This window comes from Actinomadura sp. NPDC047616, assembly GCF_040642915.1.
Classification (GTDB): Bacteria; Actinomycetota; Actinomycetes; order Streptosporangiales; family Streptosporangiaceae; genus Spirillospora; species Spirillospora miaoliensis.
Genome location: NZ_JBEYTB010000005.1, coordinates 125,030 through 149,416 on the forward strand (window position 1 = coordinate 125,030; position 24,387 = coordinate 149,416).

Sequence of the window (24,387 nt, forward strand, 5' to 3'; positions counted from 1 at the left end):
GCGTTGATCGACCATGACGTACGGCCCGGAAGCTTCTGGGAGCTGCTGTCGGCCACCGACCGGCAGGCGCTGCGGGCGATGGGACGCCGCACCGACATCCCTCCCGGCGGCATGCTGTGCCACCAGGGGGTGACGGCCGCGGGCGTGTACGTGGTGTTCAAGGCCAGCGCGCGCACGTCCGGCAACGTCGTCGCCAAGGAGTTCGTGGACTCCAGCGAGGGCGACGAGTCCATCATCGATCTGTTCGGGTCGGGCGACCTGGTGGGCGCGCTGGCGCCGTGGGGGCATCCGCAGCGCGGGTCGGTGGCGGCGCTGGACCACGTCACCGCGCTGCGCGTCGACCGGGGGAAGTTCGCCGGGCTGCTGGCCGCCAACCCGCGCGTGACCGAGGCGATGATGCACGCGGTCGCGCAGAGCGTCACGTTCGGGGGCAGGCGGCACGCGGTGCGCGGGGCCGAGCATCCGCAACGCCTGGCCTACCACCTGCTGGAACTGGCGCACCGTTTCGGTGAACGCACCGCCCGCGGCATCGAGGTGCCGACGCGGCTCAGCCAGGCGGAGCTGGCGAACTGGGCGGGCATCTCCCGCGAGACCCTGGTGCGCTGGTTCCGGCGGTGGCGCGCCAAGGGAATCCTGGACCGCCGCAGCCGTCCCCTCATCATCCTGGACGCCGAGGCGCTGCGCCGGGCGGCCGGGCCGTGGGGCGACGACTGGTCGGCCCTGCTGCCGGACGTCGCCGCCGGGGCCGTGTCCGTGGGGGACGCCGTCCCCCTGGCGACCGCTGCCGCGCCCGCTGCGGCGGCGGGGGCGTCCGGCGCCGTCATCGCCGCACCCACGCCGGTGCCGCTGGAGCCGTCCGGGGGAGCGGCACCGCGCCTGCCGGCCGACAACCCGTACTTCACCGGGCGCGTCGTCAGCCTCGGCAAGCTCGACATGCTGGTGTCGCAGGCCGAGACGCCGCGCGCCGTCGTCATCGAGGGCATGGCGGGCGTCGGCAAGACGACGCTGGCGCTGCACTGGGCGCACCGGGTCGCCGACCGTTTCCCCGACGGCGTCGTCTTCACCGACCTGCGCGGCACGAGCCGCGCGCCGGTCACCGCGGCCGAGGCGATGGGGCAGGTGCTGCGCGGTCTCGGTGTGCCCGGCGACCAGCTGTCGCGCGGCGAGGCCGAGCTGGCCGCGCAGTGCCGTTCGCTGCTGGCCGGGCGGCGCGCCCTGCTGGTGCTGGACAACGCCGCCGACGCCGAGCAGGTCCGTCCGCTGCTGGCCGCCATGGGCGCGGGCCTGGCGGTGGTGACGACGCGCCGGCGGCTGCCCGTGCTGCTGGAGGGCGCCGACATCCGCACGCTGGAGCTGCGGGAGATGGCGCCGGACGAGGCGGTCGACCTGTTCGCCGCGGTGCTCGGCCCCGGCGACCGCCGGGTGCGGGACGAACGCGGCGCCGCCGTGCGGCTCGCCCGCGAGTGCGGGCTCCTGCCGCTGGCCCTCGGCATCATGGCGGGACGGCTGGCCGACAACCCCGGCGAGCCGATCGAGGAGACGCTTCGCCAGCTCGCCGACCCCGACGGCGCGGCCTCCGGGAGCTACGGCGGCGGAGGCTACGGCGGCGGGCTGCGCGAGGCCGGCCCGCACGGCGCCGGCGGCCCGCACGCCCTGCACGGCGTGCTCAGCCCCACCTTCGAGGTCGCCTACCGGGGGCTGCGCCGTGACCAGCGCGCCGCGTTCCGCAGGCTCGGCCTGCCGGCCGGTCCCGACTTCACGCCCCGCGTCCTGGCCGCGCTGCTGGCCCGTCCGGAGGACGAGGCACGCGAATGCCTGGAAGGGCTGCGGCAGGCGTACCTGGTGCACGACGTCGCACCCGGCCGGTACCGCATGCACGACCTGCTGCGCGACTTCGCCCGCGAACGCGCCCTCATCGAGGACGCCGACAACGACCGCCTGGCCGCGCAGCGCCGCATGCTGGCCCGCTACCTGGCCGACGCGCGGCGGGCCGGGGACGCGCTGGGACGGCGCCGCCGTCCCGCGCTGCACGCCGCCGACGACGAGACCGCGGACACGCCCGGGGAGAACTCGGCGTCCGAACGGGCCCTGAGCCTGTCGTGGTTCGAGGCGGAACGACGCAACCTGGTGGCGGCCGTGAACCAGGCCGCCCGGCTGGGCCTGCACCGGACCTGCTGGGAGCTGGCCGACGCGCTGTTCGACTTCCAGCACTTCCGCCGCTACACCGACGACAACATCGCCGTGCAGCAGGCGGGCCTGCACGCCGCGCGCACCGAGGAGGACTGGACGGCCGCCGCCGTCATGCTGCACAACCTGGCCGTCGCGCACGCCGTGGTCGGACGGTCCGTCCAGGCCATCGGGTACGGCGAGGACGCCCGGCGCGGCTTCCGGTCGCTGGACCCGCCGAACCGGTTCGGCGAGGCCGCGGCGCTGGCGACCCTGGCCGACGTGCACACCACCCTGGGCCGCTACCCGACGGCCATCGTCCACGCGCGGCGCTCCCTGGGCATCCACCGGGAGCTGGGGGACGGCGGCGGCATCGCCGACGCGCAGGAGATCCTGGCCCGCGCCCACCTGGGCCTGGCCGCCTACGACGCCGCCCTGGAGCACGCGGGCGGAGCGCTGCGCATCCGCCGCCAGATCGGCGACATGCCCGGGGTGGCCGAGGCCCTGCTCACCCTCGCGCAGGTGCACCGGCGCAAGGGCGCCGTGCACGCCGCCGTGTCACGTGCCCTGGAGGCCCTGTACATCCGCCAGGAACAGGCCGACCGGTTCGGCGCCGCGCAGGCGCTCACCGAACTGGCCCGCATGTACAACGCGCTGGGCCTGCGCGACCTGGCGTTGCAGGACGCCCAGGAGGCGCTGAGCACCTACCGCGCGCTGGGCGCCCGGCACGGCGAGGCCCGCGCGCTCGCCACCCTCGGCATGCTGATGTGCGACGCGGCCCGGTTCGCCGAGGCGTTCAGCTACTGCGGGGAGGCGCTGCGGCTGCACCGCGAGGTCGGCGACCGGCACGGTGAGGCCGAGACCCTCGCCCAGATCGGCATCGTGTGCTGGCGCCTGGGCCGCTACCCCGAGGCGCGCGAACAGCTCCTGCGCGCCCTGGAGATCCGCCGGGAGATCGGCGACCAGCACGGCGAGGCGCACGACCTGGAGCACCTGTCGCTGGTGCTGCGCCGCCTGGAACGCCACCAGGAGGCGTTCGTCCTCGGCCTGGAGGCGCTGGACCTGTGGCACCGCCTGGGCGCCCGGGGCGGGCTGGCCACGACGCTCGGCAGCCTCGCCCGCACCTACCTGCAACTGGGCATGCACGAGGAGGCCGAGCACGCCGCCCGGCAGGCGCTGGCGATCCGCCGCGAGATCGACGACTCCTACGGCATGGGCGTCGGCCTGGACACCTACGCCATGGTGCTGCTGCGCAGCGGCCGTCCCGAGAAGGCCCTCGACATGGAGATGGAGGCGCTGCGCGTCCTCGGCGAGGTCGGCGACCGGCACAGCGAGGGCACCGCGCTGGTGCACCTGGCGTCCATCTACCTGAACCTGGACAAGGCCGAGGAGGCGCTGGAGACGGGACGGCGCGCGCTCGACACCGCCGCCGAGCTCGGCGACACCCGCGAGCAGGCCTACTCCCTGCACACCATGGGACGCGCCTGCCAGCGCCTCGACCGGCACGCCCGCGCCGTCGAGCACTTCGACGCCGAGATCGCCATCCGCCGCGACATGGGCGACCTGCGCGGCCAGCGCGCCGCGCTGGACCGGCGGCGCGCGTCGCACCTGGCCCTCGGCGACCACGCCGCCGCCGCGGACTGCGCGCGCCGCGTCCAGGCCATCGACCAGTGGCTGCGGTCGGACCGGGCCGATGACGACGAGGACCCCGCTCGGGCAGAATGATCTTCGGGTGGTTTCGGCACTTGTGTCGTTCTACGCGGTTCACCGGCGCACCGCCACGTTTCACTGGGATCGGGGGGACCTGTGCGGCTTCCGCCTGCCGGGAGCGGAGAGGAGGCGAGTTGACCACCACCACCCCGCGCATCACCACGTTCTGGGACGCCCTCCCCGAACGCGCGCGCAAGGCGCTGCGCGAGGCCGCCACCACGGCCATGATCAAACCGGGCACCTTCCTGACGCGCGAGCACACCCGCGGCGCCCAGGTGTACGTCCTGCTCCAGGGCGCGGTGAAGGTGTGGGTGGACCACGCCGGCGAGATCGCCATCCTGGACGTGCTCGGCCCCGGCGACGTGGTCGGCGAACTGGAGGCGGTGGACGGCGGCGTCCGGCACGCCAACGTGGAGGCGCTCACCTCGGTGGAGGCGCTGGTGGTGCCCGCGGCGCGGTTCCGGGCCGTCCTGGACGCCCACCCGGGCGCCGCGTGGGCGGTGGCCGCGGTGCTCGCCGAGCGGCTGCGCGACGCCAACGAGCTGCGCGTCGCGCACTTCCCCGACGACGCCGAACGCCGCCTGGCCAGCCGCCTGCTGCGGCTCACGGCGCGCTTCGGCCGTCCCGGACCGGGCGGCGGCTACGAGATCAACGTGCCCGTCCACCAGCAGGACCTCGGCCGCTGGGCGGGCATGGGCCGCCGCAAGGTCGCCCAGATCCTGGCGGGCGAACGGGTGCGCGGCGGCCTCGGCGTGGCCCGCAACGTGATCACCGTGCGCTCGCTGGACGCCCTGCGCCGCCTGTCCGGCGACCCCGACCTCGGCCCCGGCGACGGCTGACCCGGCCCGGCGACGGCCGGCCCGGCCCCGGCGGTCGCCTCCGGGCCCGCTCAGAAACCGCTGGGAGCGTGCGGCCAGGGCGGCGGGGTGGGCAGCGGCCCGTCGGGGTGGACGGCCAGCCCCTCGCCGCCGGCGCGGCCGCACAGCCAGGCCAGCAGCACGCGCCCCGGCCCGGAGATCTCCGCCTCGCCGGACCGGCCGAGGTCGGCGGTGTCGGCGGCCATGTCGGCGTCGGTGGCGGTCAGGCGGAACCCGGCCAGCTCGCCCCAGCCGTCGGCGGGCGAGGCGGCCAGGTCGTTCAGCGTGCTGGTCAGCGCCCACCGCACGTACGGCTCGGGCCAGTCGGCGGGGCCGTAGCCGGCCGCGAGGTCGACATGGTGCGCCTCGACCTCCCGCCAGCGCATGTACATCACGTACCAGGCGGGGAACCGCCACCCCGCCATGCCGCGCACGGTGTGCCGCCACGCCTCGTCCGGCAGCCGGCGCGCCTGGGCGGCGAACCGCGCGGACGCCTCCCGCACGTCGTCGGCGATCTCACCGGCGCCGCGTCCCGCGCCCGCCGCCAGGTCGGCGTTGCGCGCCTCCATGCTGGGGTACTGGGGGATCTCCACGCCGGTGCGCGCCCACTCCAGCAGGTTCCACAGCGAGTCGGCGTTACGGGCGATGTGGGTGCCCACGTGGCCCCGCGTCCAGCCCGGAAGCGCGGACGGGGCGCGCATGTCGTCGTCGGTGAGCCGCGACAGCGTGTCCGTGACGCGCTCGGTGCCCGCGACGATCTCGTCAAGAATCCTCGGCCAGTCCTCCACGGCGTTTCCTTCCCGCCCCCGCCACGCGACGAACGCCCCATCCTCGCCGACGCACCCCCTCCCCGACAAACCCTCCCAGATCACTTGTCGGCGGCCGCCCGATGACGCCGCGGCGGGGCCGGCCGGATGGGCTCGGGGCATTCGGGAACAATGGCGATCATGAGGCATCCGATCTGTGTGACGTGCGGCGTGCAGTACGGGGAGCCGCGCGAGGACTGCCCGATCTGCCTGGACGAACGGCAGTACGTCGGGTGGGACGGGCAGCGGTGGACGACCCTGGAGGAGCTGCGCGCCGCCGGGCACCGCGGCCGGATCGCCGAGGAGGGGGAGGGCGTGATCGGGGTGGGCGCCGAGCCGCCCACCGCCATCGGGCAGCGCGCCCTGCTGGTGCGGACGCCGTCCGGCAACGTGCTGTGGGACATGATCACCCACATCGACGACGACCTCGTCCGCCAGGTGCGCGAGCTGGGCGGGATCTCGGCGATCGCGATCAGCCATCCCCACTACTACGGCACGATGATCGAGTGGGCGCACGCCTTCGACGCCCCCGTCCACATCCACGAGGCCGACCGCCAGTGGGTCGCGCGCCCCGACGACGCGGTGCGCTACTGGTCGGGCGACACCCTGGAGATCGCCGACGGGCTCACCCTCATCAACGCGGGCGTGCACTTCGCCGGGGGCCAGGTGATGCACTGGCGCGACGGCGAGGACGGGGAGGGCGCCCTGTTCTCCGGCGACATCCTGCAGGTCGTCCAGGACCGCCGCTGGGTCAGCTTCATGTGGTCCTACCCCAACTTCATCCCCGAGCGGCCGCGGACGATCCGCAGGGCGCTGCGGCTGCTGGAGCCCTACCACTTCGGCCGCGTGTACGGCGCCTGGTGGAAGCGCATCGTCTACACCGACGGCAAGGCGGCCGTGCAGCGCTCCTACGACCGCTACCTCGACTTCGCCCTGGACGATGGCGGACCGGGCTGACGACGCCGCCGAGGCGGGGCGGAGGCTGCGCGCCGACGCGCGGCGCAACCGGGCGCGCATCCTGGCCGCCGCCGAGGAGGTGTTCGCCGAGAAGGGCGAGAGCGCCTCCACCGAGGAGGTCGCGGCCCGCGCCGGGGTGGCGATCGGCACGGTGTTCCGGCACTTCCCGACCAAGCGCGACCTGCTCGCGGCGATCATGAAGGAGCTGCGGACCCGGCTGGTCGACGAGGCCGCCGCGCTGTCGGCGGACGCCGGCCCGGCCGCCGCCTTCTTCGACTACTTCGCGTTCATGGTGGAACGGGCGGCGCGGGTGCGCACCGTGCTCGGCCTGCTGGCCGCCGAGGGGATGGGCGCCGAGCCGGGCGACCAGATCCGCGCCCTGGAACAGGTGGTCGGCGAACTGCTGGAGGCCGCACAGCGCGCCGGGGCCGTGCGCTCCGACGTCGCGCTGGACGAGGTCATGGCGATCCTCACCGCCACCTGCCAGGGCGCCCTGCACGGGGCGTGGGACGACGACCTGCGGCGCCGCACGCTGGGCATCGTCTTCGACGGGCTGCGCCCCCGCGCCTGAAAAGCGCTGGCCGACGCGGCGGGGCGTCGGTCACGATGGCCTCATGCACGGATCAGCGTGGCCGCCCCCACGTCTGGAAGTCCCCGGCCTGCTGCTGCGGCGCTGGTCGCAGGACGACGCCGAACTCCTGCAGGACGCCATCTCCGAGTCCTACGAACGGCTGCGCGAGTGGATGCCCTGGGCGAGGGAGGCGCCGTCCCTGGACAAGCAGCGGGCCTACCTTCAGAGCGCCGCGCGCACATGGGCCGACGGCGTCGAATACGCCTACGGCATGTTCGACCCCGGGCAGACGGCCGTGCTGGGCAGCGTCGCCCTGTACGCCCGCGTCGGGCCCGGCGCCCTGGAGATCGGCTACTGGGTGCACTCGGCGCACACCCGGCGCGGCCTGGCGAGCACGGCCACCGCGCTGCTCACGGACGTGGCGTTCACCCTGCCGGGCATCGAGCGCACAGAGATCCACTGCGACCCGGCCAACATCGCCAGCGGGGGCGTCCCGCGCACGCTCGGTTACCGTCTCGACCGCGTCCAGGACCGCGACCCCGCCCTTTTCGGGGAGCCCGGCCACGAGATGGTCTGGGTCATGACCCGGGACGCCTACAAGGGCAGCGAGGCGTGGCGCCGCGCCCACGCCGACGGGGTCCGCTGACCGGCGGTGGCGCCTCCGCGCGTGGGGAGTGACGCCGGGCACGCGGTGCGGTTCCGGTGGCGAGAGATCTTCGAACACGTGTACGGTTCGATGGTGTCGCCCGGCCCGTGGGGGAGCGGGCGCCGACCACAATCGGAACGGGCCGGGACCGGCACGAAATGCGGCGGCTCGACGTCGCGTTATGTCCCCGGGGGCGTGTCGCGTCCCCTGGTTGCCCTGAGGCCATCGTGTCTCCCCGTCGCGCCCAGACAAGGAACCGGAAGAACGCCGTGCATGACCGACTCATCGTGCGTGGAGCGCGCGAGCACAACCTGAAGGACGTCTCGCTGGACCTGCCGCGGGACGCCATGATCGTGTTCACCGGGCTGTCCGGGTCCGGCAAGTCGAGTCTGGCGTTCGACACGATCTTCGCCGAGGGGCAGCGCCGGTACGTGGAGTCGCTGTCGGCCTACGCGCGCCAGTTCCTGGGCCAGATGGACAAGCCCGACGTCGACTTCATCGAGGGCCTGTCCCCGGCGGTGTCCATCGACCAGAAGTCCACCAGCAAGAACCCGCGGTCCACGGTCGGCACGATCACCGAGGTCTACGACTACCTGCGGCTGCTGTACGCGCGCATCGGCCACCCCCACTGCCCGGCGTGCGGCCGCCCCATCAGCCGCCAGGCCCCCCAGCAGATCGTCGACCGGGTGCTGGAGCTGCCGGAGGGGTCCCGCTTCCAGGTGCTCGCGCCCGTCATCCGCGGCCGCAAGGGCGAGTACGTCGAGCTGTTCCGCGAGCTGCAGTCCAAGGGCTACTCCCGGGCGATGGTGGACGGGCAGATGGTCCGCCTGGACGACCCGCCCAAGCTCAAGAAGCAGGAGAAGCACGACATCTCCGTGATCGTCGACCGGCTGACGGTCAAGCAGTCGGCGCGCCAGCGGCTGGCCGACTCGGTGGAGACCGCGCTCGGCCTGGCCGGCGGCACGATCGTGCTGGACTTCGTCGACCTGCCCGAGGACGACGAGGGCCGCACCCGGATGTTCTCCGAGCACCTGTACTGCCCCTACGACGACCTGTCGTTCGACGAGCTGGAGCCCCGCTCCTTCTCGTTCAACTCCCCTTACGGCGCCTGCCCGGACTGCACCGGCCTGGGCACCCGCATGGAGGTCGACCCCGAGCTGGTCGTGCCCGACCCGACCCTCACCCTGGGCGAGGGCGCCATCCAGCCGTGGTCGAACGGGCATGTCAGCGACTACTTCCTGCGGCTGCTGTCGGCCCTGGGCGACGCCATGGGCTTCGACCTCAACACCCCGTGGGAGAAGCTCCCGGCCAAGGCGCGCAAGGCGGTCCTGAACGGCCACTCCACGCAGGTGCACGTCCGCTACAAGAACCGCTACGGACGCACCCGCTCCTACTACACCGCCTACGAGGGCGTCATCCCCTACATCCAGCGGCGGCACTCCGAGGCCGAGAGCGACGCCACCCGCGAGCGCTTCGAGGGCTACATGCGGGAGATCCCGTGCCCCTCGTGCGGGGGCGCGCGGCTCAAGCCGTACGTGCTGGCGGTCACCATGGGCGGCAAGTCGATCGCCGAGGTCGCGGCCATGCCGATCGGCGAGTGCGCCAAGTTCCTGCTGTCGCTGGAGCTGAGCGAGCGCGAGAAGCACATCGCCGAGCGCGTCCTCAAGGAGATCAACGCGCGGCTGGGCTTCCTGCTGGACGTCGGCCTGGACTACCTCAGCCTGGACCGCGCCTCGGCCACCCTGGCCGGCGGCGAGGCGCAGCGCATCCGGCTGGCCACCCAGATCGGGTCCGGTCTGGTGGGCGTGCTGTACGTGCTGGACGAGCCGTCCATCGGCCTGCACCAGCGCGACAACCACCGGCTGCTGGAGACCCTGCTGCGGCTGCGCGACATGGGCAACACGCTGATCGTCGTCGAGCACGACGAGGACACCATCCGGGACGCCGACTGGGTGGTCGACATCGGCCCGCGCGCCGGCGAGCACGGCGGCCGCATCGTGGTGTCCGGCACGGTCGACGAGCTGCTGAACTGCGAGGAGTCCCTGACCGGCGCCTACCTGTCGGGCCGCCGCGAGATCCCCGTCCCCCGGGTGCGCCGGCCCCGGCAGAAGGGCCGTGAGATCGTCGTCAAGGGCGCCCGGCAGAACAACCTGCGGAACGTGGACGTGGCGTTCCCGCTGGGGGTGTTCACCGCCGTCACCGGCGTGTCCGGGTCCGGCAAGTCCACGCTGGTCAACGACATCCTCTACAACTCGCTGGCCAAGCAGCTGCACGGCGCCAAGACCGTCCCCGGCAGGCACCGCCGGGTCACCGGCGTCGACCAGCTCGACAAGGTGGTGCACGTCGACCAGTCGCCGATCGGCCGCACGCCCCGCTCCAACCCGGCCACCTACACCGGCGTGTTCGACCACATCCGCAAGCTGTTCGCGCAGACCACCGAGGCCAAGGTGCGCGGCTACCAGCCGGGCCGGTTCTCCTTCAACGTCAAGGGCGGCCGCTGCGAGAACTGCTCCGGCGACGGCACCATCAAGATCGAGATGAACTTCCTGCCGGACGTCTACGTGCCCTGCGAGGTGTGCCACGGCGCCCGCTACAACCGGGAGACCCTGGAGGTCCACTACAAGGGCAAGACGATCGCCGAGGTCCTCGACATGCCGATCGAGGAGGCCACCGAGTTCTTCGAGCCGATCAAGGCGATCCACCGGCACCTGAAGACCCTCAACGACGTGGGCCTGGGCTACGTGCGGCTCGGTCAGCCCGCCCCCACCCTGTCGGGCGGCGAGGCGCAGCGCGTCAAGCTCGCCGCCGAGCTGCAGCGCCGCTCCACCGGCCGCACCATCTACGTGCTGGACGAGCCCACCACCGGCCTGCACTTCGAGGACATCCGGCGGCTGCTCGGCGTGCTGAACGGCCTGGTCGACAAGGGCAACACGGTGATCGTCATCGAGCACAACCTGGACGTCATCAAGACGGCCGACTGGATCATCGACATGGGCCCCGAGGGCGGCTCGCGCGGCGGTACCGTCGTCGCCGCGGGCACGCCCGAGGACGTGGCGAAGGTCGAGGCCAGCCACACCGGCATGTTCCTGGCCAAGCTCCTCGACTGACCGGGACGCCGCGCGGGGTCCGGCCCCGCGGGGGCGTCCCGGCCGTCCGGCCCCGGTTCCGCCGTTCCGCCGGCCGTGCCCGAAAATGGTTCTGGTTTGAACCATCGGGGGAGCCCGCACGTGCTCCTGGTGAGAAGTGACAACGGACGGTCTCGACATACGGAGGACACGGCATGGCACAGGAGCCCGCACCGCGGACCGAAGCCGCCGAGCGGCCAGCTGAAGAGGGCAACACCCGGCGCGGGGTCCTGTTCGGCGTCGGCCTGGCGGGGGCCGCCGGGGTGCTCGCGGCGTGCGGCGGGTCCGACGACTCGGGCGGCGACGCGTCGGGGGGACAGGACTCCGGCGACAAGGGCTCGGGGGCGGGCGGCGGTGCCGCCCTGGCCCAGGCGAGTGAGATCCCGGTCGGCGGCGGCAAGGTCTTCAAGGACCGCAAGGTCGTGGTGACCCAGCCGCAGCAGGGGCAGTTCAAGGCGTTCGACGTCGCCTGCCCGCACCGCGGCTGCCCGGTCGACGCGGTGTCCGGCGGCACCATCAACTGCCCTTGCCACGGCAGCAAGTTCAACATCAACGACGGCTCGGTCGTCAGCGGCCCGGCGGACAAGGGACTGACCGCCAAGCAGGTCAACGTCCAGGGCGGCCAGATCACCCTGGCCTAGGAGCCGGAGCGGGGCGGACGCCCCGTGGCGGTGCGGGCCGCGGCACCGCCCCGCCACGGGGCGCCGTGCGATCCGGCGGCGGCGGAGGTCGTCGTCACAGCGCCGGCTCGGAGGCGGACGGCAGTTCGGCGCGGAAGCGCGGCAGCGCCTCGGGGTACTTCTCGCGGATGTAGGAGACCAGGTGCTCGCGCATGTCGCAGCGCAGGTCCCAGGCGCTGGCCGAGTCGGCGGCGCTCATCAGCGCGCGCAGCTGCACCAGGCCGTTCGGCAGCACGTCGGTGACCTGCAGCACCCACTCGCGCTGGTCCCACAGCGGATGCTCGCGCAGCGCCCGGTACAGCTCGGTGCGCAGCTCCTCGACCGGAACGGACCAGTCCACGTGCAGCAGAACCGTGCCGATCACCCGGCTGGTGTGCCGGGTCCAGTTCTCGAACGGCTGCTCGGTGAACTGCGACACCGGCAGGATGAGCCGCCGGTCGTCCCACAGGTGCACCACCACGTACGACAGGGTCAGCTCCTCGACCCGGCCCCACTGCCCCTGCACGACGACCACGTCGTCCAGCCGCAGCGCGTCGCTGAACGCCAGCTGCAGCCCGGCGAACAGGTTGCCGAGCGTGGGACGGGCAGCGATGCCCACCACCAGGCCCGCGACCCCCGCCGACGCCAGCATCCCGGCGCCCAGCGTGCGGACGGCCGGGAAGGTGAACAGCGCCGCGCCCACCGCGATCACCACGACCACGGCGGCGATCACCCGGCGCAGCAGCAACATCTGCGTGCGGGTCTTGCGCGCCCGCCGGTTGCGCTCGCCCTCGATGCGGGTCAGCCGCTCCAGCGGCGGGTCGGTGAGCGCGAAGGAGATCCGCAGCACCAGCCAGGTGGTGGCGCCGATCGCGGCGATGCGCAGGCCGTGCCGCACCGAGTCGGACACGGCCTCGGGCAGCGGCTCGTACGGCATCGCGGCGTTCACGCTGGCCACCACCGCGAACACGAACGCCGGGGCGGTGCAGCGGCGCGCCGCCGCGCCGACACCGGGCCAGCGCGCCGACAGCCGTCCGGCCAGCAGCCTGCGCACCCCCTCCACCACCGTCACCGACAGCGCGATCGAGACCGCCAACGTGATCCAGGGCCAGAACGCGGACACCTGTCGAGCAACTCCCTTCACTGCGGCATCGTCGGGCGGCGCGGGGCACATCCCATCCGTCAGCCTTATCCGCACGTCCGGCACCTATGCGAGATCCGCGTCACACGGGCGGCGCGGCCGGGCGGCCGACGTCCCGGCCGGCGTCCCGGGCGCTGTCCCGGGTGCTGCTCCGGGCTGGGCGGGGCGGCGGCGGGCGCCCCGGGTGCCGGCCGGGCCTACTAGGCTTTCTGCCGTGGCAGATCCGGCGACCTATCGACCCGCACCGGGCTCCATCCCCGAGTCCCCGGGGGTGTACCGGTTCCGCGACGAGCACGGCCGGGTCGTGTACGTGGGCAAGGCCAAGAACCTGCGCTCCCGGCTGAACTCCTACTTCGCCGACTTCGCCGGCCTGCACCCGCGCACCCAGACGATGCTGCGGACCGCGGCGCGCGTCGACTGGACGGTGGTGGGCACCGAGGTCGAGGCGCTGCAGCTGGAGTACTCCTGGATCAAGGAGTTCGACCCGCGCTTCAACGTCCGCTACCGCGACGACAAGTCCTATCCCTACCTGGCCGTCACTCTGGACGAGGACTACCCGAGGGTGATGGTGATGCGCGGCGCCAAGCGCAAGGGGGTGCGCTACTTCGGGCCGTACTCCCACGCCTGGGCGATCCGCGAGACGGTCGACCAGCTGCTGCGGGTGTTCCCGGTGCGCACGTGCCGTCCCGGCGTGTTCAAGCGGCAGCGCCAGCTCGACCGGCCCTGCCTGCTCGGCTACATCGGCAAGTGCTCGGCGCCGTGCGTCGGCCGCGTCACGCCCGACGAGCACCGGCGGCTGGCCGAGGACTTCTGCGACTTCATGGCGGGCGACACCGCGCGGTTCACCAAGCGCCTCGAGGCCGAGATGCGCGCGGCCGCCGCCGAACAGGAGTACGAGCGGGCCGCCCGGCTGCGCGACGACATCCGCGCCCTGGAACGGGCGCTGGAGAAGCAGGCCGTGGTCCTGGGCGACCGCACCGACTGCGACATGATCGCCTTCGCCGAGGACGAGCTGGAGGCCGCCGTCCAGGTGTTCTACGTGCGCGGCGGCCGCATCCGCGGCCAGCGCGGCTGGGTGGTCGACAAGGTCGAGGCCGTCACCACCGCCGACCTGGTCGAGCACTTCCTCATCCAGATCTACAGCGAGAGCGAGGCGGTGCCGCGCGAGGTCTGCGTGCCCGCGCTGCCGCCGGACGCCGACGCCATGACCGAGCTGCTGGCCGAGCAGCGCGGCGGGCCGGTGCGGCTGCGCGTCCCCCGGCGCGGCGACAAGAAGGCCTTGCTCGACACCGTCGAACGCAACGCCCTGGAGGCGCTCAAGCAGCACAAGACCCGCCGGGCCAGCGACCTGACCACCCGCAGCCGGGCGCTGCGCGAGATCCAGGAGGCCCTGGAGCTGGCCGAGGCGCCGCTGCGCATCGAGTGCTACGACGTGTCCAACCTGCAGGGCACCAACGTGGTCGCCTCCATGGTGGTGTTCGAGGACGGGCTGGCGCGCAAGAGCGAGTACCGCCGGTTCAGCATCAGGGCCGTCGAGGGCCAGGACGACGTCCGCTCCATCCACGAGGTGATCACCCGCCGGTTCCGGCGGTACCTGGCCGAGAGCGAGAAGACCGGCGAGCTCGACACCCTCGGCGACACCCGTCCGCAGGACCCGCCGGAGGGCGCGGAGGGCGTGGCGGAGGACGCGCACCAGCCGATCGACCCCGAGACCGGCAGGCCCCGCAAGTTCGCCTACCCGCCCAACCTGGTGGTGGTGGACGGCGGCCCGCCCCAGGTGGCGGCGGCGCAGCGGGCCCTGGACGAGCTGGGCGTCGACGACGTGGCGGTGTGCGGCATCGCCAAGCGGCTGGAGGAGATCTGGCTGCCCGGCGAACCCGACCCGGTGATCCTGCCGCGCAACAGCGAGGGCATGTTCCTGGTCCAGCGGGTCCGCGACGAGGCGCACCGGTTCGCGATCAACTACCACCGGCAGCGGCGGTCCAAGGCGATGACGGTCAGCGAGCTGGACGACGTGCCCGGCCTCGGCCCGGCCCGCCGCGCGGCGCTGCTCAAGCACTTCGGTTCGGTGAAGCGGCTGAAGGAGGCGACGCCCGAGCAGGTCGCCGAGGTCCCCGGCATCGGCCTGCGCAGCGCCGAGACCATCGTCGCCGCCCTGCACGGCACCGCCTCCGCCCCCCGCCCCCGGCCCGCCGAGCCGCCCGGCGCGTCCGGCGCCCCGACGCCGGCGTCCGAGGCGTCCGCGCCGGCGGGCGAGTCGCCTGGCGCGGACGGCGGGAGCGGCGGCGCGCGCACGCCGTCGGGAGAGGGGGAGCGCCGGTGACTGACGCGGGTGCGCGGGGGCGCACGGCGGCGATCGGCGCGGGTACGGACACGGGCACGCGCGGCGAGCACAGGGGGAGGCCGACATGAGCACCGACAAACAGATCCCGGACATCGTGATCATCACCGGCATGTCCGGGGCGGGCCGCAGCACGGCCGCCAAGTCGCTGGAGGACCTGGACTGGTTCGTGGTCGACAACCTGCCGCCGGCGCTGCTGGCCACCATGGCCGACCTGGGCGGCCGGGTGAAGGACGCGGTGCCCCGCATCGCCGTGGTGGTCGACGTGCGCAGCCGCGCCTTCACCGAGGACCTGCACTCGGCCATCGCCGAGCTGGAGGCGCGCGGCGTCCACCCCCGCGTGGTGTTCCTGGAGGCCGGCGACGCCGACCTGGTCCGCCGGTTCGAGAGCGTGCGGCGCCCGCACCCGCTGCAGGACGACGGCCGCCTGGTCGACGGCATCGCCCGCGAGCGGGAGCTGGTCCGCGAGGTGCGCGCCGAGGCCGACCTGGTGATCGACACCAGCGGGCTCAACGTGCACGAGCTGCGCGCCAAGATCGTGAGCTTCTTCGGCCCCGACACCGGCGAGTCCAGCCTGCGCGCGACCGTGGTGTCGTTCGGCTACAAGTACGGCCTGCCCGTGGACGCCGACCTGGTCGTCGACTGCCGCTTCCTGCCCAACCCGCACTGGGTGCCCGAGCTGCGGCCCAAGACCGGCCGCGACTCGGCGGTGCGCGACTACGTGCTGAGCCGGCGCGGCGCCAAGGAGTTCCTGGACGCCTACACCGAGGTGCTGCGGTTGCTGGCCGAGGGCTACGAGCGGGAGGGCAAGCACTACGTGACGCTGGCCGTGGGATGTACGGGAGGCAAGCACCGCAGCGTGGCCATGGCCGAGCAGCTGGCCGCGCGGCTGCGCGACGACGGCATCGACGTGCAGGTCGCCCACCGCGACCTGGGCCGTGAGTGACGGGCGGGCCGGGAGCGCGACGGTGAATCCCCCAGGGCCCCGGGTCGTCGCGCTCGGCGGCGGCCACGGGTTGTACGCCTCGCTGTCGGCGCTGCGGCGCGTCACCGAGCGGCTGTGCGCGGTCGTCACGGTCGCCGACGACGGCGGTTCGAGCGGACGGCTGCGCCGCGAGCTGGGCGTGCTGCCGCCCGGCGACCTGCGCATGGCGCTGGCGGCGCTGTGCGGCGACGACGAGTGGGGCCGGACGTGGCGCGACGTCGTCCAGCACCGGTTCCGCAGCGAGGGCGCGCTGCACGAGCACGCCGTCGGCAACCTGCTGATCGTCGCCCTGTGGGAGCTGCTCGGCGCCCAGGCCCTGACGAACGGCGGCCCGGCGGACAGCGCACCGGCCGACGGCGCCCTGACGGACGGCGCCCTGACGGACGAGGCGCTGACGCGGGCCGCCGTGTCCGCCGCCGGGAGCGCCGCCGTGGCGCGGACGTTCGAACCGGCCCCGGCGCCCGGCGCCGGCGCGGGCGCCGGAGCGCCCGTCACGGACCCGACCGTCGCCGGGCTCGACTGGGTGGGGCGGCTGCTGGGCGCCCACGGCCGGGTGCTGCCGATGGCGTCGGTCCCGCTGGACATCGTCGCGCAGGTGCGCGGTGCCGACCCCGCCGCGCCCGACGCCGTCACCGAGGTCAAGGGGCAGGTGGCGTGCGCCAAGACCCCCGGCAAGGTGCTCAGCGTCTCGCTGGTGCCGGCCGACCCGCCCGCGTGCCCGGACGCGGTGCGCGCCGTGGAGGAGGCCGACTGGGTCGTGTTCGGCCCCGGCTCGTGGTTCACCAGCGTGCTGCCGCACCTCAAGGTGCCCGAGCTGGCGCGCGCCCTGACCGAGACCAAGGCCCGCAGGGTCGTCGCCCTCAACCTGGCGCCGCAGCCCGGCGAGACCGACGACTTCTCGCCGCAGACCCACCTGGAGGTGCTGCAGGACCACGCGCCCGACCTTCGCGTGGACGTGGTCGTCGCCGACCGCGGGGTGGTGGACGACCCCGCCGCCCTGGACAAGGCCGTCCAGGACCTGGGCGGACGGCTGCTGCTGGCCGACGTCGCCGCCGACGACGGGTCCCCGCGTCATGATCCCGCCCGGCTGGCCCAAGCCTTCGTGAAGATTTTCCGTGAGTGAGGCCCGGCCGGGCCGACATCGGCCACACTGCTGGGAGTCCACAAGGGGGAGGGTTCATCTATGGCGATGACCGGTGTGGTGAAGGACGAGCTGAGCAGGCTGTCGATCATGAAGCCGTGCTGCCGCAAGGCGGAGGTGTCGACGCTGCTGCGCTTCGCCGGCGGCCTGCACCTGGTCAGCGGGCGGATCGTGATCGAGGCCGAGATCGACACCGGCGCGGCGGCGCGGCGGCTGCGCAAGGACATCGCCGAGGTCTTCGGGCACACCTCCGACGTGGTGGTGCTCGCGCCGAGCGGGCTGCGCAAGGGCAACCGGTACGTGGTCCGGGTGTTCCGCGACGGCGAGTCGCTGGCCCGCCAGACCGGGCTGATCGACAACAACGGGCGTCCGGTGCGGGGGCTGCCCCGGCACGTGGTGGCGGGCGCGGCCTGCGACGCCGAGTCGGCCTGGCGGGGGGCTTTCCTGGCGCACGGCTCGCTGACCGAGCCCGGCCGGTCGATGTCCCTGGAGGTGACCTGCCCCGGACCGGAGGCCGCGCTCGCCCTGGTCGGCGCGGCCCGCCGGCTGAAGATCCACGCCAAGGCCCGCGAGGTGCGCGGCGTCGACCGGGTGGTGGTGCGCGACGGCGACGCGATCAGCGCCCTGCTGACCCGGCTCGGCGCGCACGACAGCGTGCTGGCCTGGGAGGAGCGGCGGATGCGCCGCGAGGTGCGGGCCACCGCCAACCGGCTGGCCAACTTCGACGACGCCAACCTGCGCCGCTCGGCGCGCGCCGCGGTCGCCGCCGGCGCCCGGGTGGCGCGGGCGCTGGAGATCCTGGGTGACGACGCGCCCGAGCACCTGGTGAACGCGGGCAAGCTGCGGCTGGAGCACAAGCAGGCGTCGCTGGAGGAGCTCGGCCAGCTCGCCGACCCGCCGCTGACCAAGGACGCCATCGCCGGGCGGATCCGCCGCCTGCTGGCGATGGCCGACAAGCGCGCCCAGGACCTGGGCATCCCCGGCACCGAGGCCAACCTCACCGCCGAGATGCTCGCTCCCTGACCGCACCCGGCCACCGGGCGGTGTCGCCGGACGGACGTCGGCGCCCCGTCCCCCGCTGTTCATGAGCTGTTCGCCGGGCGGTGGTTGGGTGCCGCGCATGCGTGCGTACCTCGCCGTCGCCGTACGGCGTCCCGGAGACCGGATCGACCCGGCGGTCCTCACCGCCGCCCGCCGGTCGATCACCGAGGCGGTGCCCGTCCCGCCGGACCGCTGGCGCACCGCCGAGTGGCTCTCGCCCGACGGCGGCGCCGCACTGCTGGCCTGGTCGAACGAGCCGTCCGAGGCGCCCTTCCCCGACCCGGTCCTCACCTCCGGGGACCGGGCCCTCGGCTACTGCGGCTACCTGGGCGGCAAGGGCGACGCCGACCTGCTGCTGGCCGCCGACCGGCTCGACGACCGCGTGGACGACCTCGGCGGCTGCTTCTCGGTGTTCCGGCTCGGCCCGGACGGACTGCAGGCCGCCACGTCCATCACCCGGGCGTGCCCCGTCTACCACGCCGAAGGCGGCGGGCTGCGGTTCGCCGCCTCGCGCGCGCTGCTGGCGCACCTGGCGGCCCGCGCCGCGGCGACCGGGCTGAGCCGCCCGACGCCCGTCTACGCGGTCATGGGCCTGCAGTCGCTGGTGCGGCACGGGTTCTTCGCCTCGGACGAGACGCCCTTCGAGGGGGTGTCGGCGCTGCCGAACGCGGCCACGCTGGTCGCGCCGTTCGGCGGGGCGGTCGACGTCGTCCCGCGCCCGCTGCCCGAGCAGGGACCGGCGCCGCGCAGCCGCCGCGAGGCCCGCGAGCGCGTCGCGCCGCTGGCCGAGGCGCTGCTGGCCGCCGTCGAGCCGTTCCGGCGGCACGACCGGCCGGTGCGGATCGCGCTGTCGGGCGGCCGCGACAGCCGCCTGATCGCCGCCGCCTGCCACGCCGCCGGGGTGCCGTTCTTCGGCGCCACCCACGGCCTGGCCGACAGCCCCGACGTGGTGCTGGCGCAGCGGGTCGCCGCCGCCCTGGGCGCCGAATGCCAGGTGACGATCGACAGGCAGCGGTCCGGCGCGGTCGTCGTGCGGCACCCGCTGCGGCGCGCCCACGCGCTCGTGCGCATGTGCGAGGGCATGAACTCGGCCTACGAGGGCGTCAACGGGTGGGCGCCCTACGACCCCGAGCCGCGCACCTCCGGTTCGGGCGGTGAGCGGCTGCGCGGCGGCTTCCTCACCGACCAGCGCGACCTGAGCCCGAAGGGCGTCCGCGCCCGGCTCAAGACGATCTTTCTGGCGCAGCAGGAGTTCCTCAACGCCGACGCCAACGCCTACGCCGAGCGCTACTACGACGAATGGTGCGACCGTTACGAGCGCGACGGCCTCGACGTGCTCGACAAGCTGCACATGTTCTACAAGACCGGGCGCTGGCTGGCGGGCTCGCACACCGCGACGCTGATGAACTGGGCGTACTACCACCCGTTCCTGGACAACCGGGTGGTGCGGGCGGCGCTGGCGCTGCCGGTGGAGTGGCGGCTGAGCGAGGAGCCGGTCGCGCTGGTGATGGAGACGTTCGCCCCGCGGCTGCGGGACGTGCCGTTCGACGGCAAGCGCTGGCGGTTCGAACGCGACCGGCCGCGCTCGCTGCGGGAGTGGCCCGGCTGGCGGCGCCGCGCCACCCCGCCCGGCAAGGGCGCCGCCGGGTTCAACTGGCGCAAGTCCTACGGGCCGGAACTGGCCGACATCTTCCGCGAGTACATCCTGGACGGGCCGCCGGAGCTGTTCTCCATCCTGGACCGCGCCGCGGTCGAACGCCGCCTCGCCGAGGTGCCGCCGCGCCGTCCGGGACAGAGCTGGAACCTGCTCACCCTGGGGGTACTGCTGTCCGGCGCCTGGCGCGAGTCCGAACCGTCCGGCCTGCCCGACGTCGAGGTCCCCATCCGGACCTGAACGGCCTCCCGCCCCGCACATCGCCCTGCACGTCACGCGGCCCGCGACGGCGGGCGGATCACCCGTGCGGGGGAGGCGCGGCCACCCGTGTTTCACGCCCGCCGGTGTCGGGCCGCGGCCCGCGCATTCGATAGGGTCGGCAGGTGGGGGAGCACCCCGGACCCAGGAAGATCAGCGGCCCGGACCGACGCCCGGGCGCGTCCACGAGGTACGAGGAGAGCGGTTCCGTGACCATCCGAGTAGGCATCAACGGGTTCGGCCGGATCGGCCGCAACTTCTTCCGCGCCGTGCTGGCGAGCGGGGCCGACATCGAGGTCGTGGCGGTGAACGACCTGACCGACAACGCCACCCTCGCCCACCTGCTGAAGTACGACAGCATCCTCGGCCGGCTCGGCGAGGAGGTGAAGGCCACCGCGGACGAGATCGCCGTCGGCGGCCGCACCATCAAGGCGTTCGCCGAGCGCGACCCGAACAACCTCAAGTGGGGCGACCTCGGCGCCGACGTGGTGATCGAGTCCACCGGGCTGTTCACCGACGCCACCAAGGCCAAGGTGCACGCCGACAACGGCGCCAAGAAGGTCATCATCTCGGCGCCGGCCAAGAACGAGGACGTCACCATCGTGATGGGCGTCAACGACGGCGACTACGACCCCGCGAAGCACACCATCATCTCCAACGCGTCCTGCACCACCAACTGCCTGGCGCCAATGGCCAAGGTCCTGCACGACACCTTCGGCATCGAGCGCGGCCTGATGACCACCATCCACGCCTACACGCAGGACCAGAACCTGCAGGACGGCCCGCACAAGGACCTGCGCCGCGCCCGCGCCGCCGCCCTCAACATCGTCCCGACCTCCACCGGCGCCGCCAAGGCCATCGGCCTGGTGCTGCCCGAGCTGAAGGGCAAGCTGGACGGGTACGCGCTGCGCGTGCCGATCCCCACCGGCTCGGCCACCGACCTGACCGTCAAGCTGGCCCGCGAGGCCACGGTCGAGGAGGTCAACGCGGCGCTCAAGGCGGCCGCCGAGGGCCCGCTGCGCGGCGTGCTGACCTACACCGAGGACCCGATCGTGTCCGCCGACATCGTCACCGACCCCGCGTCCTGCATCCTGGACGCCGGGCTCACCAAGGCGATCGACGACCAGATCAAGGTCGTCGGCTGGTACGACAACGAGTGGGGCTACTCCAACCGGCTGGCCGACCTGGTCACGCTGGTCGGCGGGCAGCTCTGACCGCGTCGTCCCACGACCACGCCTCCCGCCGCGCGCCCGGCCGCCGCGAACAGGGCACCGGGCGCGCGGCGGACGCCTGTGAAAAGGACATCCACTGCGATGCGCACCATTGACGATCTCGATGTCGCCGGGCGGCGGGTGCTCGTCCGCTCGGACCTGAACGTCCCGCTGGCCGACGGGCAGATAGCCGATGACGGGCGGATCCGGGCCAGCGTGCCGACGATCAAGGCGCTGCGGGACCGGGGCGCCAGGGTCGTCGTCTGCGCCCACCTGGGCCGTCCCAAGGGCGAGGTGAAGCCCGAGTTCTCCCTCGCCCCCGTCGCCGCCAGGCTCGGCGAGCTGCTCGGCACGGACGTGCGGTTCGCCTCCGACGTCGTCGGCGACTCGGCCCGCGCCGCGGCCGAGGGCCTGGCCGACGGCGAGGTGGCGCTGCTGGAGAACCTGCGCTTCGAGCCCGGCGAGACCAGCAAGGACGACGCCGAGCGCGGCGCGTTCGCCGACCGCCTCGCCGCCCTCGCCGACCTGTACGTGGGCGACGGGTTCGGCGCCGTGCACCGCAGGCACGCCAGCGTCTACGACGTGCCGCGGCGGCTGCCGCACGCCGCCGGGGGGCTGATCGCCGCCGAGGTCGACGTGCTCAAGCGGCTCACCGAGGACGTCGCGCGGCCGTACGCGGTGGTGCTCGGCGGCTCCAAGGTCTCCGACAAGCTCGGCGTCATCGACAACCTGCTCGGCAAGGCCGACCGGATCCTCGTCGGCGGCGGCATGGTGTTCACCTTCCTGGCCGCCCAGGGCCACGAGGTCGGCAAGAGCCTGCTGGAGCGCGACCAGCTCGACACCGTCCGCGGCTACCTGCGCCGCGCCGAGGAGTCCGGCGTGGAGATCGTGCTGCCGGTGGACGTGGTGGCCGCCACCGCGTTCGCCGCCGACGCCGAGCACTCGGTGGTGGCCGCCGACGCCATCCCCGCCGACCGGCTCGGCCTGGACATCGGCCCCGAGTCGGGCAAGCTGTTCGCCGCCAAGCTGGCGGGCGCGGGCACGGTGTTCTGGAACGGCCCGATGGGCGTGTTCGAGATGGAGCCGTACGCGCACGGCACCCGCGCCGTCGCGCAGGGGCTGATCGACTCCGGCGCGTTCACGGTCGTCGGCGGCGGCGACTCGGCCGCGGCCGTGCGGCGGCTCGGCTTCGACGAGGGCGCGTTCTCGCACATCTCGACCGGCGGCGGCGCCAGCCTGGAATACCTGGAAGGCAAGACGCTGCCCGGCCTGAAGGCTCTGGAGGACTGACACGATGGCGCCCGCGACCTCTTCCCGTAAGCCGCTGATGGCCGGCAACTGGAAGATGAACAACACCCACCTTGAGGCGATCAAGCTGGTGCAGCAGCTGGGCTTCACCCTCAAGGAGCCCGACTACGAGGCCGTCGAGGTGGTGGTGCTGCCGCCGTTCACCGCGCTGCGCTCGGTGCAGACCAGCGTCGAGATGGACAAGCTGGCGCTGCGCTACGGCGCGCAGGACGTCTCGCCGCACGCCTCCGGCGCCTACACCGGCGAGATCTCCGGCGCCATGCTGGCCAAGCTCGGCTGCTCCTACGCCGTCGTCGGGCACTCCGAGCGCCGCCAGTACCACAACGAGGACGACGCGCTGGTGAACGCCAAGGTCAAGGCCGCCTTCGCCAACCAGGTCACCCCCATCGTGTGCGTCGGGGAGGGCCTGGAGGTGCGCAAGGCGGGCGAGCACGTGGCGTACACGCTCGCCCAGGTGGACGGCGCGCTGGAGAAGATCCCCGCCGAGCAGGCCCGGTCGGTCGTGATCGCCTACGAGCCGGTGTGGGCGATCGGCACCGGCGAGGTCGCCACCCCGCAGGACGCGCAGGAGGTGTGCGGCGCGATCCGCACCCGCCTGGCCGAGCTGTACGACGGCGACCTGGCCGACCAGGTGCGCGTGCTGTACGGCGGCTCGGTCAAGAGCGGCAACGTCGCCAAGATCATGAAGGAGCGGGACGTGGACGGCGCGCTGGTGGGCGGTGCCAGCCTGGACCCCGGCGAGTTCGTCAAAATCTGCCGGTACCGGGACCTGCCCGCCTGAGAATCCGCCTCGATTGCGGATCGATTCGGCAACGACATGCGGATTCTCGCCGAACCAGCGGGTAGTTCGTCGTACCCTTCGTACGTGACGGGTAAACCGCTCGGCTCGTACCACGTCCTGTCCGTGTAACCGTTCGAGAACATGCCCCGCCCGGCGGGGCGGCCAGAGAAGGCGCTGAAACGTGATCATCGCAACGTCCGTCGTGCTCGCCATCACCAGCGTGCTGATGGTGATCCTCGTCCTGATGCACAAGGGCAAGGGCGGGGGCCTTTCCGACATGTTCGGCGGCGGCATCAGCTCGTCGCTGGGCGGCTCGTCGGTGGTCGAGCGCAACCTCGACCGGCTGACGATCGGCACCGGGGTGATCTGGTTCGCCTCGATCATCGTGCTGGGCCTGCTGTTCAAGAGCAAGGGCGTCGGCTGAGCGGTCCCGGACCCGAGACACCGGCCGTCGCGCCACCGTGCCGCGCCCGTCCCGAAGGGCGCGGCGGGCGGCGGCATACCAGCGAGCGGCAGATCAAGCGAGGAGTTAGTCCGTGGGTAGTGGCAACGCGATTCGGGGCAGCCGGGTTGGGGCCGGTCCGATGGGAGAGGCCGAGCGCGGGGAGGCGGCTCCCCGCGTGTGGGTCACCTTCTACTGCGCCAACCGGCACGAGGTGCGCCCCAGCTTCGCGACGGACGTCGCCGTTCCCGACACGTGGGACTGCCCCCGCTGCGGGTTCCCCGCGGGGCAGGACCGCGACAACCCCCCGGCCCCGCCGAAGACCGAACCGTACAAGACGCACCTGGCCTATGTGAAGGAGCGGCGCAGCGACGCCGACGGTGAGGCGATCCTGGAGGAGGCCCTCGCCAAGCTTCGTGAGAAGCGGGCCGCCGTCAAGGCCGCCATGGAGTCCGCGGGACGCAGCTGACCGCACGGTCGCGCCCCCGTGACCGTCCCACGGCCCGGGTCCCCCGCAGACGGGGCACCGGGCCGTTCGCATGCCCGCGGGCACCCGGCGGCCGGAGGGTTCCGCCGGGATGGCGGAT

At 73.6% G+C, this 24,387-nt stretch carries 19 protein-coding genes; 17 read left to right on the plus strand and 2 right to left on the minus strand.

What is annotated here, in order from left to right:
• Nucleotides 1–3: 3 nt before the first annotated feature.
• Together ABZ801_RS14130 and ABZ801_RS14135 are read left to right on the plus strand one after the other, a co-directional pair.
• Complete coding sequence (locus ABZ801_RS14130; RefSeq protein WP_360697426.1) at nucleotides 4–3,891, plus strand: tetratricopeptide repeat protein; 3,888 nt, start codon at nucleotides 4–6, stop codon at nucleotides 3,889–3,891.
• A gap of 119 nt (nucleotides 3,892–4,010) precedes the next feature.
• On the plus strand, nucleotides 4,011–4,715 hold the full coding sequence (locus ABZ801_RS14135; protein ID WP_360697429.1) for a cyclic nucleotide-binding domain-containing protein: 705 nt from the start codon (nucleotides 4,011–4,013) through the stop codon (nucleotides 4,713–4,715).
• A 50-nt stretch (nucleotides 4,716–4,765) separates the two neighbouring features.
• On the opposite strand, the gene ABZ801_RS14140 is transcribed toward ABZ801_RS14135, so the two are convergent.
• Complete coding sequence (locus ABZ801_RS14140; RefSeq protein ID WP_360697432.1) at nucleotides 4,766–5,521, minus strand: maleylpyruvate isomerase family mycothiol-dependent enzyme; 756 nt, start codon at nucleotides 5,519–5,521, stop codon at nucleotides 4,766–4,768.
• 159 nt (nucleotides 5,522–5,680) lie between these two features.
• Between ABZ801_RS14140 and ABZ801_RS14145 the strand changes: the two genes are divergently transcribed.
• The 5 genes from ABZ801_RS14145 to ABZ801_RS14165 all read left to right on the plus strand — a co-directional run bounded on the left by ABZ801_RS14145 (nucleotide 5,681) and on the right by ABZ801_RS14165 (nucleotide 11,479).
• Nucleotides 5,681–6,496, plus strand: coding sequence for an MBL fold metallo-hydrolase (locus ABZ801_RS14145; RefSeq protein WP_360697435.1), 816 nt, complete (start codon nucleotides 5,681–5,683; stop codon nucleotides 6,494–6,496).
• Complete coding sequence (locus ABZ801_RS14150) at nucleotides 6,480–7,067, plus strand: helix-turn-helix domain-containing protein (RefSeq protein WP_360697438.1); 588 nt, start codon at nucleotides 6,480–6,482, stop codon at nucleotides 7,065–7,067. The genes ABZ801_RS14145 and ABZ801_RS14150 overlap by 17 nt, the downstream gene beginning before the upstream one ends.
• Before the next feature lie 43 nt (nucleotides 7,068–7,110).
• On the plus strand, nucleotides 7,111–7,713 hold the full coding sequence (locus ABZ801_RS14155) for a GNAT family N-acetyltransferase (protein ID WP_360697441.1): 603 nt from the start codon (nucleotides 7,111–7,113) through the stop codon (nucleotides 7,711–7,713).
• 269 nt (nucleotides 7,714–7,982) lie between these two features.
• Nucleotides 7,983–10,820, plus strand: a complete 2,838-nt coding sequence (uvrA, locus tag ABZ801_RS14160; protein WP_360697444.1) for an excinuclease ABC subunit UvrA — start codon at nucleotides 7,983–7,985, stop codon at nucleotides 10,818–10,820.
• Nucleotides 10,821–10,993: 173 nt separating this feature from the next.
• Complete coding sequence (locus ABZ801_RS14165) at nucleotides 10,994–11,479, plus strand: Rieske (2Fe-2S) protein (protein WP_360697447.1); 486 nt, start codon at nucleotides 10,994–10,996, stop codon at nucleotides 11,477–11,479.
• A 94-nt stretch (nucleotides 11,480–11,573) separates the two neighbouring features.
• Here the strand turns inward: ABZ801_RS14165 and ABZ801_RS14170 are convergent, their stop codons facing one another.
• Nucleotides 11,574–12,620: a mechanosensitive ion channel domain-containing protein gene (locus ABZ801_RS14170; RefSeq protein WP_344944780.1), complete on the minus strand. Its 1,047-nt coding sequence runs from the start codon at nucleotides 12,618–12,620 to the stop codon at nucleotides 11,574–11,576.
• Between the two features lie 232 nt (nucleotides 12,621–12,852).
• Here ABZ801_RS14170 and uvrC point away from each other — a divergent pair, with 232 nt between their 5' ends.
• The 10 genes from uvrC (at nucleotide 12,853) to ABZ801_RS14220 (ending at nucleotide 24,269) form a co-directional block, all read left to right on the plus strand.
• Nucleotides 12,853–14,961: an excinuclease ABC subunit UvrC gene (uvrC, locus tag ABZ801_RS14175; protein WP_360697452.1), complete on the plus strand. Its 2,109-nt coding sequence runs from the start codon at nucleotides 12,853–12,855 to the stop codon at nucleotides 14,959–14,961.
• An 85-nt stretch (nucleotides 14,962–15,046) separates the two neighbouring features.
• Complete coding sequence (gene rapZ, locus ABZ801_RS14180) at nucleotides 15,047–15,925, plus strand: RNase adapter RapZ (RefSeq protein WP_344944786.1); 879 nt, start codon at nucleotides 15,047–15,049, stop codon at nucleotides 15,923–15,925.
• A 22-nt stretch (nucleotides 15,926–15,947) separates the two neighbouring features.
• On the plus strand, nucleotides 15,948–17,087 hold the full coding sequence (locus tag ABZ801_RS14185) for a 2-phospho-L-lactate transferase CofD family protein (RefSeq protein WP_360697456.1): 1,140 nt from the start codon (nucleotides 15,948–15,950) through the stop codon (nucleotides 17,085–17,087).
• A gap of 60 nt (nucleotides 17,088–17,147) precedes the next feature.
• On the plus strand, nucleotides 17,148–18,128 hold the full coding sequence (gene whiA / locus ABZ801_RS14190) for a DNA-binding protein WhiA (RefSeq protein ID WP_344944792.1): 981 nt from the start codon (nucleotides 17,148–17,150) through the stop codon (nucleotides 18,126–18,128).
• Between the two features lie 97 nt (nucleotides 18,129–18,225).
• Nucleotides 18,226–20,040, plus strand: coding sequence for an asparagine synthase-related protein (locus tag ABZ801_RS14195; protein ID WP_360697460.1), 1,815 nt, complete (start codon nucleotides 18,226–18,228; stop codon nucleotides 20,038–20,040).
• Between the two features lie 227 nt (nucleotides 20,041–20,267).
• Nucleotides 20,268–21,272: a type I glyceraldehyde-3-phosphate dehydrogenase gene (gap, locus tag ABZ801_RS14200; protein ID WP_344944798.1), complete on the plus strand. Its 1,005-nt coding sequence runs from the start codon at nucleotides 20,268–20,270 to the stop codon at nucleotides 21,270–21,272.
• 99 nt (nucleotides 21,273–21,371) lie between these two features.
• Complete coding sequence (locus ABZ801_RS14205) at nucleotides 21,372–22,559, plus strand: phosphoglycerate kinase (RefSeq protein WP_360697464.1); 1,188 nt, start codon at nucleotides 21,372–21,374, stop codon at nucleotides 22,557–22,559.
• A gap of 4 nt (nucleotides 22,560–22,563) precedes the next feature.
• Nucleotides 22,564–23,358: a triose-phosphate isomerase gene (tpiA, locus tag ABZ801_RS14210; RefSeq protein ID WP_360697467.1), complete on the plus strand. Its 795-nt coding sequence runs from the start codon at nucleotides 22,564–22,566 to the stop codon at nucleotides 23,356–23,358.
• Between the two features lie 181 nt (nucleotides 23,359–23,539).
• The gene (gene secG, locus ABZ801_RS14215) at nucleotides 23,540–23,782 is read left to right on the plus strand and encodes a preprotein translocase subunit SecG (RefSeq protein WP_344944807.1); all 243 of its coding nucleotides are present in this window, start codon (nucleotides 23,540–23,542) and stop codon (nucleotides 23,780–23,782) included.
• Nucleotides 23,783–23,894: 112 nt separating this feature from the next.
• Entirely contained in the window at nucleotides 23,895–24,269 is a 375-nt protein-coding gene (locus ABZ801_RS14220; protein ID WP_344944809.1) for an RNA polymerase-binding protein RbpA, read from the plus strand.
• Nucleotides 24,270–24,387 lie beyond the last annotated feature (118 nt).

What these genes read in the sequence shown, in the direction of transcription:
- whiA (WP_344944792.1), top strand. Translation starts at nt 17,148, where the DNA reads ATGGCGATGACCGGTGTGGTGAAGGACGAGCTGAGCAGGCTGTCGATC.
- rapZ (WP_344944786.1), top strand. Translation starts at nt 15,047, where the DNA reads ATGAGCACCGACAAACAGATCCCGGACATCGTGATCATCACCGGCATG.
- ABZ801_RS14205 (WP_360697464.1), top strand. Translation starts at nt 21,372, where the DNA reads ATGCGCACCATTGACGATCTCGATGTCGCCGGGCGGCGGGTGCTCGTC.
- ABZ801_RS14155 (WP_360697441.1), top strand. Translation starts at nt 7,111, where the DNA reads ATGCACGGATCAGCGTGGCCGCCCCCACGTCTGGAAGTCCCCGGCCTG.
- ABZ801_RS14165 (WP_360697447.1), top strand. Translation starts at nt 10,994, where the DNA reads ATGGCACAGGAGCCCGCACCGCGGACCGAAGCCGCCGAGCGGCCAGCT.
- ABZ801_RS14150 (WP_360697438.1), top strand. Translation starts at nt 6,480, where the DNA reads ATGGCGGACCGGGCTGACGACGCCGCCGAGGCGGGGCGGAGGCTGCGC.
- tpiA (WP_360697467.1), top strand. Translation starts at nt 22,564, where the DNA reads ATGGCGCCCGCGACCTCTTCCCGTAAGCCGCTGATGGCCGGCAACTGG.
- ABZ801_RS14195 (WP_360697460.1), top strand. Translation starts at nt 18,226, where the DNA reads ATGCGTGCGTACCTCGCCGTCGCCGTACGGCGTCCCGGAGACCGGATC.
- ABZ801_RS14145 (WP_360697435.1), top strand. Translation starts at nt 5,681, where the DNA reads ATGAGGCATCCGATCTGTGTGACGTGCGGCGTGCAGTACGGGGAGCCG.